General features: G+C 67.8%; 14 protein-coding genes and 1 pseudogene. 10 read left to right on the forward strand and 5 right to left on the reverse strand.

The features are described 5' to 3' along the window. The first annotated feature begins 430 nt into the window (after positions 1–430). A complete protein-coding gene (locus tag ACIP1U_RS12360) occupies positions 431–1,615 on the forward strand; it encodes a BON domain-containing protein (RefSeq protein ID WP_400315022.1) in 1,185 nt (394 codons plus the stop codon). Positions 1,616–1,715: 100 nt separating this feature from the next. Beyond that, complete coding sequence (xth, locus tag ACIP1U_RS12365; RefSeq protein WP_400315023.1) at positions 1,716–2,525, forward strand: exodeoxyribonuclease III; 810 nt, start codon at positions 1,716–1,718, stop codon at positions 2,523–2,525. 13 nt (positions 2,526–2,538) lie between these two features. Here xth and ACIP1U_RS12370 read toward each other — a convergent pair whose 3' ends face one another. Further along, positions 2,539–3,462, reverse strand: coding sequence for a LysR substrate-binding domain-containing protein (locus tag ACIP1U_RS12370; protein WP_400315025.1), 924 nt, complete (start codon positions 3,460–3,462; stop codon positions 2,539–2,541). Positions 3,463–3,609: 147 nt separating this feature from the next. On the opposite strand from ACIP1U_RS12370, the gene ACIP1U_RS12375 reads away from it, so the two are divergent. Further along, on the forward strand, positions 3,610–5,106 hold the full coding sequence (locus tag ACIP1U_RS12375; RefSeq protein WP_400315027.1) for an amidase: 1,497 nt from the start codon (positions 3,610–3,612) through the stop codon (positions 5,104–5,106). 102 nt (positions 5,107–5,208) lie between these two features. Then, positions 5,209–6,195, forward strand: coding sequence for a Bug family tripartite tricarboxylate transporter substrate binding protein (locus ACIP1U_RS12380; protein ID WP_400315029.1), 987 nt, complete (start codon positions 5,209–5,211; stop codon positions 6,193–6,195). 45 nt (positions 6,196–6,240) lie between these two features. Here ACIP1U_RS12380 and ACIP1U_RS12385 read toward each other — a convergent pair. Continuing rightward, positions 6,241–6,414 (reverse strand): annotated as a pseudogene (locus ACIP1U_RS12385) (flavodoxin family protein); the annotation flags it as partial. 90 nt (positions 6,415–6,504) lie between these two features. On the opposite strand from ACIP1U_RS12385, the gene ACIP1U_RS12390 reads away from it, so the two are divergent. Continuing rightward, entirely contained in the window at positions 6,505–6,900 is a 396-nt protein-coding gene (locus ACIP1U_RS12390; RefSeq protein WP_400315031.1) for a nuclear transport factor 2 family protein, read from the forward strand. A 25-nt stretch (positions 6,901–6,925) separates the two neighbouring features. On the opposite strand, the gene ACIP1U_RS12395 is transcribed toward ACIP1U_RS12390, so the two are convergent. Then, positions 6,926–7,354, reverse strand: a complete 429-nt coding sequence (locus ACIP1U_RS12395; RefSeq protein WP_400315033.1) for a RidA family protein — start codon at positions 7,352–7,354, stop codon at positions 6,926–6,928. Positions 7,355–7,507: 153 nt separating this feature from the next. Between ACIP1U_RS12395 and soxR the strand changes: the two genes are divergently transcribed. Next, the gene (gene soxR / locus ACIP1U_RS12400) at positions 7,508–8,023 is read left to right on the forward strand and encodes a redox-sensitive transcriptional activator SoxR (protein WP_400315035.1); all 516 of its coding nucleotides are present in this window, start codon (positions 7,508–7,510) and stop codon (positions 8,021–8,023) included. A 24-nt stretch (positions 8,024–8,047) separates the two neighbouring features. Here soxR and ACIP1U_RS12405 read toward each other — a convergent pair whose 3' ends face one another. After that, positions 8,048–8,461, reverse strand: a complete 414-nt coding sequence (locus tag ACIP1U_RS12405) for a c-type cytochrome (protein ID WP_400315037.1) — start codon at positions 8,459–8,461, stop codon at positions 8,048–8,050. A gap of 191 nt (positions 8,462–8,652) precedes the next feature. On the opposite strand from ACIP1U_RS12405, the gene ACIP1U_RS12410 reads away from it, so the two are divergent. Beyond that, positions 8,653–9,048, forward strand: coding sequence for a hypothetical protein (locus ACIP1U_RS12410; RefSeq protein ID WP_400315039.1), 396 nt, complete (start codon positions 8,653–8,655; stop codon positions 9,046–9,048). A gap of 121 nt (positions 9,049–9,169) precedes the next feature. Next, on the forward strand, positions 9,170–9,829 hold the full coding sequence (locus ACIP1U_RS12415; RefSeq protein ID WP_400315041.1) for a DsbA family oxidoreductase: 660 nt from the start codon (positions 9,170–9,172) through the stop codon (positions 9,827–9,829). 60 nt (positions 9,830–9,889) lie between these two features. On the opposite strand, the gene ACIP1U_RS12420 is transcribed toward ACIP1U_RS12415, so the two are convergent. Continuing rightward, the gene (locus ACIP1U_RS12420) at positions 9,890–11,032 is read right to left on the reverse strand and encodes a 3-deoxy-7-phosphoheptulonate synthase (protein WP_400315043.1); all 1,143 of its coding nucleotides are present in this window, start codon (positions 11,030–11,032) and stop codon (positions 9,890–9,892) included. Positions 11,033–11,307: 275 nt separating this feature from the next. Between ACIP1U_RS12420 and ACIP1U_RS12425 the strand changes: the two genes are divergently transcribed. Together ACIP1U_RS12425 and ACIP1U_RS12430 are read left to right on the forward strand one after the other, a co-directional pair. Beyond that, complete coding sequence (locus ACIP1U_RS12425; RefSeq protein WP_400315045.1) at positions 11,308–12,144, forward strand: phytanoyl-CoA dioxygenase family protein; 837 nt, start codon at positions 11,308–11,310, stop codon at positions 12,142–12,144. 25 nt (positions 12,145–12,169) lie between these two features. Continuing rightward, on the forward strand, positions 12,170–12,577 hold the full coding sequence (locus ACIP1U_RS12430) for a RidA family protein (protein ID WP_400315047.1): 408 nt from the start codon (positions 12,170–12,172) through the stop codon (positions 12,575–12,577). The last annotated feature ends 56 nt before the right edge of the window (positions 12,578–12,633 follow it).

Below are 12,633 nucleotides of genomic sequence, written 5' to 3' on the forward strand. Positions count from 1 at the left end.
ATGCCGCCGGAGCCCTCGCGCAGTTGCTGTGCGCGTTGCTGCGGGTGCCAGCCACTCCCCTTACTCGCCGTCCTTCTCTTCCCCGCCGGGTGCGCCAGCGGCAGTTCGCATATTGCGCAGCCCGCGCCGTCACGCTTGGCGCTGACGTTGAAGCCGCGCCCGTCGCACTCACCTCCGAGTGGCTGGCGCTGCCTTTCGTCCGCTAGCCCACCCGCCGCGCTGTTGTGGACATCGCGACATTTTTTCCGATCTCGTACCCTGCATCCCTTACAAGGTCTGCAAGGCTTGCACGGCCTGCGGCGCCACCTGCGCCGCAGGTGGGCGCCTGCCGCACGGTACGAATCTTGCCGTTCCTGATTACCCGCCAGCGGACCGCGGGCACCTTTATGCCCGTCCGCGTATGGCGCCATTCACATATCAGGAAACCAGCATGAGTTACTACTACGACGAACGCCAACGCCGCCAGGCGTGGGACGACGACGACTGGCAACCGGAATCCGAACGCGACCCCTGGCAAATGCAGCGCCGTCGCCAGCAGCTGACGCCGGGCCAGACCAGCTACGGCGGCCCGGCGCGCCAGGCCGGCGGCTACAGTGACGAGTACGGCGCCGGCCGGTATCCGGGGCGGCCGACGCAAGGCCAGTACGGCAGCCGCGGGGATTACCGCAGCGGTTATCGCGGCGGTTATCGCGGCGGTTACGGCAGCGATGACAGCAGCCGCGGCCAGCAGCGCTCCCGCGGTAGCCAGACCTATGAAGGAGGCCAGCAGGGGTACCAGGGTTCTCAGGGCTACCAGGGCTATGAAGGGAGCCGGTATGAGCGCGATGAGCGCAGCCAGCGCGGTCAGCGCGACCAGGACGAACAGCGCTATCGCCGCCATGCCGGCAGCAGCCTGCGCTACGGCCTGAACGGTGGCTATGGCTGGGAACGCGCCAGCGAATGGCGCGATCCGCAAGCGTGGCAGCGCGATGACGACTACGCCGAAGGCCAGTGGCGCGAAAGCGCCGAACGCGCCCGCGACCCGTATGAGTCGGCCCGCGAGCGCAACCGCGACAGTTATTTCCGCGACCTGCGCAGCGACACCCGCTACTGGACCGAGGACCGCGACGAGCGCGAGGATGAGCAGCGGTACGGCCAGCGCTACAGCCGCGAGGCGGCACGCCAGCGCGGCTGGGAATCCGATGACCGGGAAGACTATCGCGACGACGACCGCGAAGACCACGGCGTGCTCTACAACCTTGGCCGCCGCATCGGCGAAGCGGTCGGCGACCTGTTCGGCACCGACCAGCGCGAGCACGAGCGCAAGGCTGGCCCGCGCGGCTACCAGCGCAGCGACGACCGCATCCGCGACCAGATCTGCGAGCGGCTCAGCTATGCGCGCGGCGTCGACGTGAGCGATGTCAGCGTCGACGTGAGCAATGGCGTGGTGTCGCTGACTGGCACGGTGCGCGAGCGCGGCCAGAAGTACTACATCGAGGACCTGGCCGACGGCACCTACGGCGTGAAGGAAGTCAACAACGACATCCGGGTGCGCCGCGAAGGCTACAGCAGCAGCGCCGGCAGCTCGGGCAGCACCGGCACCTCCGAGCCGACCGGCAGCACGTGGCGCGCATAAATTGCTGCCGCAGCGCACTGGCATAGCGCCGGTGCGCCCAGCGGATGCCCCGGCCGGCACTTGTGCCGGCCGGGGCTCGTTGCCGACGCGCAAGGTACCCATGCCCGCCATCAAGATCGCCACGTTCAACATCAACGGCATCCGCAGCCGGATCGGCGCGCTGCGCCACTGGCTGGAGCGCGAGGCGCCCGACGTGGCCTGCCTGCAGGAACTGAAGACCGCCGACGAGAGCTTTCCCGCGCGCGAACTGCGCGAAGCGGGCTACGGCGCCATCTGGCACGGCCAGAAGTCATGGAACGGCGTTGCCATCCTGGCGCGCGGCGCCGAGCCGGCGGAAGTGCGCCGTGGCCTGCCCGGCGATCCCGACGACAGCCACAGCCGCTACCTGGAGGCAGCCGTGCACGGGATCCTGGTCGGCTGCCTGTACCTGCCCAACGGCAATCCGCAGCCCGGGCCCAAGTTCGACTACAAGCTGGCCTGGTTCGCGCGGCTGATCGAACATGCGCAGACGCTGTTCGACAGCGGCCACCCGGTGGTGCTGGCGGGCGACTACAACGTGGTCCCCACGGACGAAGACATCTACAACCCGCGCTCGTGGCGCAAGGATGCGCTGCTGCAGCCGGAAAGCCGTGATGCCTATGCACGCCTGCTGGCGCAAGGCTGGACCGACGCGTTGCGCACGCACTATGGCGAGGAACGCATCTACACCTTCTGGGACTACTTCCGCCAGCACTGGCAGACCAACTCCGGGCTGCGCATCGACCACCTGCTGCTGAGCGCCGACCTGGCCCCGCGCCTGCGCGACGCGGGCGTCGACACCTGGGTCCGCGGCGAGGATCATCCCAGCGACCATGCCCCGGCGTGGGTCGTGCTGAACCGGCCCGCCGTCCGGCGCAAGCGACCGGCATAGGTGAGCGCCGGATTCAGCTCCCCGCGCCCATCTCCGCCGCCAGGCGCTCCCGGGCGAAGCCCAGGAAGGCGCGCACGCCCTCGGGCAAGGTTCGCCCCGCCAGCGTCTGCAGTTCGACCGCGCGGCTGCGCATGCCGCGCTCGCGGATGGCGGCGGCATGCAGTTCGCCGCGCCGCAGGCGATCGCCCACCGTCACCGCGCCCGAGATCGACAGCCCGCCGCCGTGCAGCACGAAGCTGGTCAGCGTCTCGAAGTGGTTGGTCAGCAGCACCGGCTCGAACACGATGCCGCGCTCGCTGCAGGCAATGTCGAACAGCTGGCGCACGGTGTTGTCGCCTTCCGGCAGCGCCAGCGGGTATGCCTGCATCTGCGCCAGCGTGATACTGCGAAAGCGCGCCAGCGGGTGGTCCGGCCGCATGATGGCGATGACCGGCGCGGGCTGGCGATGCTCGATGCGGATGCCTTGCTCGGCCGCGCGGCTGTAGGTGATGCCGATGTCCGCGTCGCCATGCAGCACGATGCCGGTCACTTCCGCTGGCGCCGCCACGCGCACGTGGAAATGCAGCCCCGGATAGCGCTGGCGGAACTCGGCGATGATGCGTGGCAGGAACTCGATGGCAAACCCCGCGGAACTGGCAACGCGCACGCGGCCACGGCGCAGGCCCTGCAGCGCGGCGATCTCTGCCACGACGCGGTCCGCTTCCAGGGCGCCGCGCAGCGCATAGGCGGCGAGCAGTTCGCCGGCTGCGCTTGCGACCATGCCGCGCGGGCGCCGGTCGAACAGCGGCACGCCCAGCAGCGCCTCCAGTGCCGCGACCTGCCGGCTGACCGCCGACACGGTCACGCTCAGGCGCTGCGCCGCCTCGGTCAGCGAGCCGCTGCGCACCACCTCCAGGAAGTAGCGCAGCGAAGTGTCCTGCAGGCGGTGCGACAGCATGGGGGGCGGCTCCCTGGATTGCGGCGGTGCAGCGATGCGCTGCTTTGCGTTTTACGCAAGGATATTTGAAAAAATCATCGATTGCGGGAAACGCCACCGGGCCCGTATGCTTTTTCCCGACACCACAGGAGACACCCGGGAGAACCCATGGCGAATACGCTTTCCACCGCGCCATCCACCGCGCCTCACACCGACCCGATCACCGAACTCGATGCCGTCGCCCTGTCGCGCGCCATCCATGCCCGCGAGGTCTCTTGCGTGGAGGTGCTGGAGGCCTTCCTCGGCCAGGTCGACCGCCACAACCCGCGCGTCAACGCCATCGTCGCGCCGATCGACCGCGATGCGGTGCGCGCCCAGGCGCAAGCGCTCGACGCCGAACTGGCGCGTGGCGACAGCCGCGGCCTTCTGCACGGCTTTCCGCAAGCGCCCAAGGACATCAGCCCGGCGGCGGGCATGGTCACCACCAAGGGCTCGCCGATTTTTGCCGGACAGGTCACCCAGAGCGATGCCGCGATCTTCGAGCGCATGCGCGCCGCGGGCTCGGTCTTTATCGGCCGCACCAACTCGCCCGAGTTCGGCCTGGGCGGCCATACCTACAACCCCGTCTACGGCACCACCCGCAACGCGTTCGATCCGGCGCGCTCGGCTGGCGGCAGCTCCGGCGGCGCCGCGGTGGCGGTGGCGCTGCACATGCTGCCCGTGGCGGATGGATCGGACATGATGGGCTCGCTGCGCACGCCCGCGGCGTTCAACCAGGTGTACGGCCTGCGCACCTCGGTCGGCTGCGTGCCGCACGGGCCCGCCGACGAGGTTTTCTTCCAGCAGTTCAGCGTGGCCGGGCCGATGGCGCGCAACGTGCCCGACCTGGCGCTGCTGCTGTCGGTGCAGGCCGGCTTCGATGCGCGCATGCCGCTGACGCGCCGCACCGAAGCGCCCGGCGCCTTCACGCTGCCACCCCCGCGCGACTGGAAAGGTGTGCGCGTGGGCTGGCTTGGCGACCTGGGCGGCCACTTGCCGACCGAACCCGGTGTGCTCGACACCTGCGAGCAAGCGCTGGACCACTTCCGTGCGCTCGGCTGCGACGTCGACGCCGCACTGCCGGATTTCGAGCTGGAGCGCCTGTGGCATGCCTGGATCGACCTGCGCAGCTTCTCGGTGGCAGGCGCCAACGCCGCGCTGTACCGCGATCCGGCCACGCGCGCATTGCTCAAGCCCGAGGCAGCCTGGGAAATCGAGCGCGGCCTGGCGCTGCCCGGCACGCGCGTCTATGAAGCCCTGTGCGAGCGCAGCGCGTGGTACCAGGCGCTGCGCTCGCTGTTCGAGCGCTTCGACTATCTCGTGCTGCCGGCCGCGCAGGTGTTCCCGTTCGACGCCGAATGGGACTGGCCGCGCACCGTCGGCGGCCGCGACATGGACACCTATCACCGCTGGATGCAGGTCGTGGTGCCGGCCACCATGGCCGGGCTGCCGGCGCTGGCCGCGCCCGCCGGTTTTGGCCCGCAGGGGCTGCAGGGGCTGCCCGCGGGCATCCAGATCATCGGGCCGGCGCAGGCCGACGCGGCGGTGCTGCAACTGGGCCATGCCTACGACCAGGCGGGCGGCTTCTCGCGCGTGCGCAGCCCCTGGCTGGACCAGGCCGCCTGATACGGCAACACACGGACACCACAACAACACCGCGCGGCCCGATCCGAGTCGGGCTGACGCCCACGCTTCGCTTTCCTACAACTGCCGGCAGGAGTGATTCCGATGACCGCAATGCCCCCGAAGCTGTTCCTCGCCTGTGCCGCATTCAGCGCGGCGATGGCCACGGCGCCTGCCATGGCGCAGGCGTCGGCCTGGCCCGAGCGCCCGTTGCGGCTGGTGGTGCCGTTCGCCGCCGGCGGCGCCACCGACCTCCTGGGCCGCCTGCTCGCCGTCGGCCTGGGCGAAAAGCTGGGCCAGCCGGTGGTGGTCGAGAACAAGCCCGGCGCCAGCACGGTGGTCGGCGCCACCCAGGTCGCCAAGGCCGCGCCCGATGGCTACACCCTGCTGCTGGCGGCCAGCACCACGCTGACGCTGAACCCAGCGATCCGGCAGCACCTGGGCTACGACCCGATCAAGAGCTTCACGCCGCTGGGCCTGGTCGCCGACATGAGCCTGGTGCTGGTCGCCAATCCCGACGCGCAAGTCGGCTCGGTCAAGGACCTGGTGACGCAGGCGAAGGCCCATCCCGACAAGTTCTCCTATGGTTCGTTCGGCACGGGTTCGTCGGTGCATTTCGGTGGCGAGATGCTCAAGTCAGCCACCGGCATCCGCATGGTCCACGTGCCCTTCAACGGCAGCGCGCCGAGCCTGACCGCGCTCGCCGGCGGACAGGTGCAGGTGGCAGTCGATACCGTGGTGGCCAGCCTGCCGCTGATCAAGGGCGGCAAGATCCGGCCGGTGGCGGTGCTGTCGCCGCAGCGGCTGCCGGCGCTGCCGCAAGTGCCGACGGTGGCGGAAAGCGGCTATCCCGGCTTCCAGATGGGCACGTGGTTCGCACTGCTGGCGCCGGCGGGACTGCCTGCGCCGGTGCAGCAGAAGCTGGAGAAGGCGCTGGCCGACGTCGCCAATGCGCCGGCCACGCGCGCGCGCATGGTCGAACTGGCGCTGACGCCGGCCTACGGCAACGGTGCCGCAGTGCGGGCGCGAGTCGAGAAGGAGCTGCCGGAGATGCGCGCGGTGGCCGCGCGCGCGGATATCCGCGCGGAATGACGGCGGCAGCCGCCTGGCTGCCCACCTGCCGTTACCGCGCTCGGCTCATGCGACGTGCGCGGCAAACCCTGCCAGACCGGGCGCCACGTCTTCGCGGATCGCGGCGAAGCGCCCGTCGTCGACCCGGCTGGTCCGGTACACCACGTACGGCGGCAACACGTCGAAGCCCGGGTAGTACAGGACGCCGTGCTGGATCGGGAACAGGACGTCGATGGTTGGTTGCTTTTTGCATACAAAACTGGAATACAATCAAAGTTTTCAACTTAGCGGCCGGGTGCTTTCCGCGCCGCCCCAGTTTTGGAGGAGACCATGACCTACAGTGCAACCGGGATGACTTCCCGCCACACCGCCGCGCTGGCCCCGATCGAGGACTACCTGCAGGGCCACGCCACCGGCAACCCCGAGGTGATGCGCCGCGCCTTCCATGCCGACGCCCGCATCGTCTCGTTCCGCGACGGCAAGCTGCATTCGCTGACGGTGGAAGACTTTATCGCCGCGCGCTGCCCCGGCCATCCGGCGGCCGACGAAGCGCAACGCCAGCGCGCTATCACCCAGTTCGACGTGGTCGGCAATGCCGGCGTGGCCAAGGTCGTGCTGGAGCATCCGGACGTGGTCTTTACCGACTTCATGACGCTGCTGCAGATCGACGGCACGTGGAAGATCGTCAACAAGACCTTCAGCGCGGCGCCGCGCGCGCAGCAGTAACGCACGCGGCAGTTGCCCGCGCGGCTCAGCCGGGCAGCACCGCGGTGGCTTCGATCTCGAACAGCATGTTGTCGAGCGCCAGCCGCGGCACGGGGATCAGCGTGCAGGCCGGCGCCGGCCGGTCGCCCCACATCTCACGCAACGCGGCGCCGAAGGTGCGCAAGCGGTCGTGCGAGTGGTCGACCACCAGCACGGTCAGCTTCGCGACATCGCCCACGTCCGCGCCTGCCGCCTGCAGCGCAATGCGCAGGTTCTGCATGGCTCGCGCCACCTGCCGCGGGAAATCCGCTGCCAGGCAGCCGGCGGCATCCTCGCCGCCCTGTCCGGCCACGTAGACGATGCGTGCGGGCCCTTCCACCACAGCCACGTGCGAATAACCGTTGGGACGCGGGTCGTACAGCGCGGGGGGATTGATCAGGTTCAGCGAAGCATTGGGGCGGGCAAGCGTCAGCATGGTCATCAACTCTGTGTTGAGCAAAGGCGAACAATGGAGCCGCAAGTATCAAACCTCAAGTTAGGTTAAGGTCAAGCGCGGCCATGGTGATAGCATGGGCATTTCCGCCGCCTGCTGCTACCCACAGCCACTCACCGCCACCCGCTCCCAGCCATGTCCAAGACGTCCAGACCTGTTTCCGCCGCGCCGACCACGGCCGATGCGCCGCGCCGGCGCCGGCCAGGACCTGCCGAAGAACTGCTCTCGGTCGGCCAGGTGGCCGAACGCACCGGCATCGCGGTATCGGCGCTGCATTTCTATGAATCGCGCGGGTTGATCGCCAGCACCCGCAGCGGCGGCAACCAGCGCCGCTATGCGCGCGCCGTGCTGCGGCGGCTGGCGGTGATCCGCGTGGCGCAGCGCATGGGGCTGCCGCTGGCGGTGATCGCGGCGGCGATGCAGAAACTGCCCGACGGACGCGCGCCTACGGTGGCGGACTGGCGACGGCTGTCGGCCAGTTGGCGCGATGACCTGGATGAACGCATCCGCACGCTGACCCTGCTGCGCGACCAGCTCGATGGCTGCATTGGGTGCGGCTGTTTGTCGCTGAAGGCATGCCCGCTGCGCAATCCGCACGATGCGCTGGCCGGAGAGGGGCCAGGGCCGCATTTCCCCGCCGAACAGGAATAAGCGAACGCATGACAAGCGAACGTCTTAGCGGAAGGTCTGCAGGTAGCGGAGCAGGTCTTCGATCTGCTTGTCGTTGCTCATGCCCCAGAACCGCATCCTGGTGCCCGGTATGACCTTGGCCGGGGAACGCAGGAAAGCGCTCAACGTCTCGTGCGACCACACCACCCTGGATGCGCGCATCGCTTCCGAGTACTGGAAATCCGTCGTGGTGCCCGCCTGGCGCCCGAAGATGCCGTTCAACTGCGGGCCGAACGCGCCACGCGCATTGCGGCCGACGTAGTGGCACGACGCGCAGCGCGTGGCAAACAGTGCCTTGCCGGCCTGCAGGTCAGGCTCGGCACGCGCCACCGCGGGCATTGCGGCGAGGATTGCTGTGAGGATTGTTGTGAGGAGGGACAAGGCAACGGCGGAAGCTGCGGGCGAGACGGTACGGCGCATGGCAACACTGGGCAAAGAACTGCGAGGCTGCATGATACAGGGGCGCGGGTAGTGGACGGATTGGGGGACGGGTTGGCGGACGGGCTGGCGGACGAGTTACACCGCGTCACACTTGCAACACTTCGAGCGCCCAATATTACGGGGCCTGCCCCTACAGTGAGTCCATGTCCAACGCCCCTTGGGAGGCAGCCATGAAACGAATCCTGGCAATGGCAGTAGCAGGCGGTGCATTGCTGGCGGCGAGCGCCGCGGCCCATGCCGGCGTCAGCGTCGGTATCAATATCGGGGCGCCTGCCGTCGTGGTGGCCGAGCCCGCGCCGGTGTACCGCCCGGCTCCGGTCTACGCGCCTGTGCCCGTTGCGTATGCCCCTGCTCCCGTCGCCTATGCCCCGGTGCGCCCGGTGGTGGTAGCCCCGGTGCCTGTGCACTATCGCCCCGACTATCGGGCCGACTATCGTCCCGGCTATCGTCCCGGCTATCACCGCGCAGAATACCGTGAAGCTCGCCGCGAATGGCGCGAGCGCGAATGGCACCGTCGCCATGACGGCCACGGCTATCACCGCGGCCCCGGCCGCCACTGGGACTGACACGCCGCTGTCGGCCGGGCCTGCGGGCCCGGCCGGCAGCAAAAAGACCCTTTCAGCAAAGATCCGCAAGTCAGGCTACCCTGTCGGCCAACATCCCGTTTGAGCCCGCCAGGAAATCGCCATGACCCACCCCCTCAGAATCGACTTCGTCTCCGACATCGCCTGCCCCTGGTGCGCCATCGGCCTGTCGTCGCTCCAGCTGGCGCTGCAGCGGCTGGGCGATAACGTCGACGCCGGAATCGTGCTGCATCCCTTCGAGCTGAACCCCGACATGGGCTCCGAAGGCCAGGCCATCGTCGACTACCTCGGCAAGAAGTATGGCCGCACGCCCGCGCAGATCGCCGAAACCCAGGCCATGATCCGCGAGCGCGGCGCCGGCGTGGGTTTCACCTTCGGCGAGCGCGCGTTCGTCTACAACACTTTCGACGCGCACCGGCTGCTGCACTGGGCCGGCCTGGAGGGCAAGCAAGTCCCGCTGAAGCTGGCGCTGCTGCGCGCCTACCATACCGATGGCAAGGATCCGAGCAACCATGCCGTACTGCTTGAAGCGGCGTCGTCGGTCGGCCTGGATGCGGACGCAGCGCGCCACGTGCTGGAAAGCGGCCAGTACGCTGACGACGTGCGCGCCGAAGAGCGCCAGTACCAGCAGATGGGCATCCAGTCGGTACCGTCGGTGATCTTCAACAACCGCTACCTGGTAACGGGTGGGCAGCCGGTCGAGGCCTTCGAACAGGCGATCCGGGAGATCGTGGCCGAAGCGCAGGCGGGTACGCCGCGCTAAGGCAACGAGAGGACTAACTGGCCGGCCGAAAGGATGGCCTGCGGGCCGGCAGCTTGCAGGCTACGTATTGCGCTTGCGTCCGCGGCGTTCCTCGACCGCGTCGCCGAGCATTTCCAGCATTGCCAGAGAATCGTCCCAGCCGATGCAGGCATCGGTAATACTCTGCCCGTATGTCAAGGCGGACGGATTGTGCTGCCCCGGGGTGAACTTCTGCGCGCCGGCCACCAGATTGCTTTCGACCATGACCCCGAAGACAGACCGGCTGCCGCTGCCGATCTGCTGCGCCACGTCTCTGGCCACATCGATCTGCCGCTCATGCTGCTTGCTGCTGTTGGCGTGACTGAAATCCACCATCAGCGCGTCGTCCAGCCCTGCCGCCTGTAGTTCCCTGCAGGCCGCCGCCACGGAATCCGCATCGTAGTTGGGGACCTTGCCGCCGCGGAGAATGACGTGGCAATCCGGATTGCCCTTGGTGTGCACCGTCGCGACCTGGCCGTTCTTGTGCACGCCCAGGAAATGGTGCGGACGCGATGCGGCCTGGATCGCGTCGATCGCAATCCTGATATTTCCGTCGGTGCCATTCTTGAAGCCGATCGGCGCTGAAATCCCCGAAGCCAGCTCGCGATGCACCTGGCTTTCCGTGGTGCGGGCGCCGATCGCGCCCCAGCAGATCAGGTCGCCTATGTACTGCGGCGAGATCACGTCGAGCAGCTCGCCGGCCGCCGGCAGGCCGAGGCGGTTGATGTCGACCAGCAGGCTGCGCGCAATGCGCAGGCCCTCGTCAATACGGTAGCTCTCGTCCAGATAAGGGTCATTGATCAGCCCTTTCCAGCCGACCGTGGTCCGGGGCTTCTCAAAATACACGCGCATCACGATCTCGAGCGTCCCGGCATGGCGCTGCCGTTGCGCCAGCAACAGCCGCGCATACTCCAGCGCCGCCTGCGGGTCGTGGATCGAGCAAGGTCCCATGATCACCAGCAAGCGGTCGTCCTCGCCATGCTGGATACGCGCGATGCGCTGGCGCGTCTGCGTGATCAGCGACTCGACAGCCGTGTTCCGGATCGGGAAAAAGCGGATCAGGTGTTCTGGCGGCGGTAGCGGGATGATGTCTTCGACATGCGCGTCGTCAGTCACGCTGGTGCGGTCCGGCGGTGATTGCCATTCATTGGCGATGGTGGACGAAGGCTTGAGAGGATCGTTCATGGCGAGGTCGACCAGGTTTTGCTAGCAAACGATGGTGCTACACCAATGCCGGGGGCGTCAAGCCAGGCGGAAGGCCGGCCGGCTCCCGATCTGTGCTGATGGGCACATATGGCCCGCCTTCGCCACCCTGCGCCGCAGGTGCCTCCCCGCTGCAGGGACAGCGTCGCGTCCTCATAATTTAACACAACACGTGTTGTCTTAATTCGCGTTGCGGGTTATTGTTCGTTGCGTCGCGCAGGCAAGCGTCCATCACCGCAGAACGAAGGAGACTCAACATGCTCACCACCCCATCCCAACGAGAGGCGTTCCGCAACGACGGCGCCGTCCTTGTCGAGAACTGCCTTGACCCGGCACAGGTCGCGCAGTGCTACGAAGCCTTCAAGTGGAATCTCGCCAACCCGGGCCCGTACCACTTCCGGGCGCTGGACGGAACCAGCCTGCAGACCCATATCGACAACGCCAATCCGGCCGTCAAGGGCAAGCTCGACGATATGGTCATGACGCTCCCGTTCGGGCGGGTGTTCCAGGAGCTGTGGGGTTCGGAGCATGTCTGGTACTTCGCCGAGGAAGTATTCGCCAAGGAAGGCGGCAAGAGTGGCCGCGGGCCGTGGCACCAGGACACCGCGAACCTGCCCTGGGCCGGCAGGCACTGGGGCAACGCCTGGATCACCTTCCAGTCCATCCCTAAGAAGAATTCGCTGGAGATCGTTCGCGGCTCCCATCTCGGCATCCAGTACGACGGGGCCAGCTTTGCGAATGCCGACGATCCGACCGACCCGCTGTATGGCGACGGCTCCATGCCCCGCCTGCCGCATATCGACAGGGAACTCGCCGAAGACCCCAATGCCTGGGACGTGCTGTCCTGGCCAGTGACACCCGGTGACGTCGTTTTCCTGCACCCGCGCTCGCTGCACGGCGGAGCGGCCGTCGACGCCGGCTGTCCGACGCGTCACACCCTGGTGCTGCGCTTCTTCGGCGACGACGCCACATTCCGCACCCTGCCGATGTCGAACCCGCGCTATGCCCGCAATGGGCCGCTCTTCAAGGAAGACATGGCCAGGCTCAACGAGGGCGAGCCGTTCCGCTCGCCTGTTTTCCGCCAGATCGCCTGATATCGCCTTGCACGGAGCACTCGCCATGAAACGACAGATGATCAACCCCGGGCTCGCCCAGGCAAGGCACTACGACCAGCTTCATTTCTCGTCGGCGACCCGCGTCGGCGACATGATCTGGGTGTCCGGCCAGGTGGGCATCGACCTGGCCACCGCCACGGTGGGGCAGGGAATGGAAGCACAGGCCCGCCAGGCATTCGAGAACCTGAAAACCGTGCTCGAAGCCGCAGGCGCAGGCATGGCCGACATAGTCGAGATCATGACCTTCCACACCGACCTGCGTGGCGACATCCACGAATTCATCAAGGTCAAGGATGAATACATCCCCGACCGCTATCCCTCGTGGACGGGGGTCGGCGTAAGCCAGCTGGCCCGCCCCGAGTTCCTGATCGAGATCCGCGCCTTCGCGGTAGCCGGCTGCGGCGCCGGCTGATGGCATGAAGCCACGGCCCCTGGCCGTGGCCCACCCGGTCCACAGCCTCGCAAGAA

The sequence above is a fragment of the Cupriavidus sp. NPDC089707 genome, from assembly GCF_044748965.1.
In the GTDB taxonomy this organism is placed as follows: domain Bacteria; phylum Pseudomonadota; class Gammaproteobacteria; order Burkholderiales; family Burkholderiaceae; genus Cupriavidus.

Excerpts from the sequence above, each read along its gene's own strand:
- ACIP1U_RS12360 (WP_400315022.1), top strand. The coding sequence starts at position 431 with ATGAGTTACTACTACGACGAACGCCAACGCCGCCAGGCGTGGGACGAC.
- xth (WP_400315023.1), top strand. The coding sequence starts at position 1,716 with ATGCCCGCCATCAAGATCGCCACGTTCAACATCAACGGCATCCGCAGC.
- ACIP1U_RS12370 (WP_400315025.1), bottom strand. The coding sequence starts at position 3,462 with ATGCTGTCGCACCGCCTGCAGGACACTTCGCTGCGCTACTTCCTGGAG.
- ACIP1U_RS12375 (WP_400315027.1), top strand. The coding sequence starts at position 3,610 with ATGGCGAATACGCTTTCCACCGCGCCATCCACCGCGCCTCACACCGAC.
- ACIP1U_RS12380 (WP_400315029.1), top strand. The coding sequence starts at position 5,209 with ATGACCGCAATGCCCCCGAAGCTGTTCCTCGCCTGTGCCGCATTCAGC.
- ACIP1U_RS12390 (WP_400315031.1), top strand. The coding sequence starts at position 6,505 with ATGACCTACAGTGCAACCGGGATGACTTCCCGCCACACCGCCGCGCTG.
- ACIP1U_RS12395 (WP_400315033.1), bottom strand. The coding sequence starts at position 7,354 with ATGCTGACGCTTGCCCGCCCCAATGCTTCGCTGAACCTGATCAATCCC.
- soxR (WP_400315035.1), top strand. The coding sequence starts at position 7,508 with ATGTCCAAGACGTCCAGACCTGTTTCCGCCGCGCCGACCACGGCCGAT.
- ACIP1U_RS12405 (WP_400315037.1), bottom strand. The coding sequence starts at position 8,461 with ATGCGCCGTACCGTCTCGCCCGCAGCTTCCGCCGTTGCCTTGTCCCTC.
- ACIP1U_RS12410 (WP_400315039.1), top strand. The coding sequence starts at position 8,653 with ATGAAACGAATCCTGGCAATGGCAGTAGCAGGCGGTGCATTGCTGGCG.
- ACIP1U_RS12415 (WP_400315041.1), top strand. The coding sequence starts at position 9,170 with ATGACCCACCCCCTCAGAATCGACTTCGTCTCCGACATCGCCTGCCCC.
- ACIP1U_RS12420 (WP_400315043.1), bottom strand. The coding sequence starts at position 11,032 with ATGAACGATCCTCTCAAGCCTTCGTCCACCATCGCCAATGAATGGCAA.
- ACIP1U_RS12425 (WP_400315045.1), top strand. The coding sequence starts at position 11,308 with ATGCTCACCACCCCATCCCAACGAGAGGCGTTCCGCAACGACGGCGCC.
- ACIP1U_RS12430 (WP_400315047.1), top strand. The coding sequence starts at position 12,170 with ATGAAACGACAGATGATCAACCCCGGGCTCGCCCAGGCAAGGCACTAC.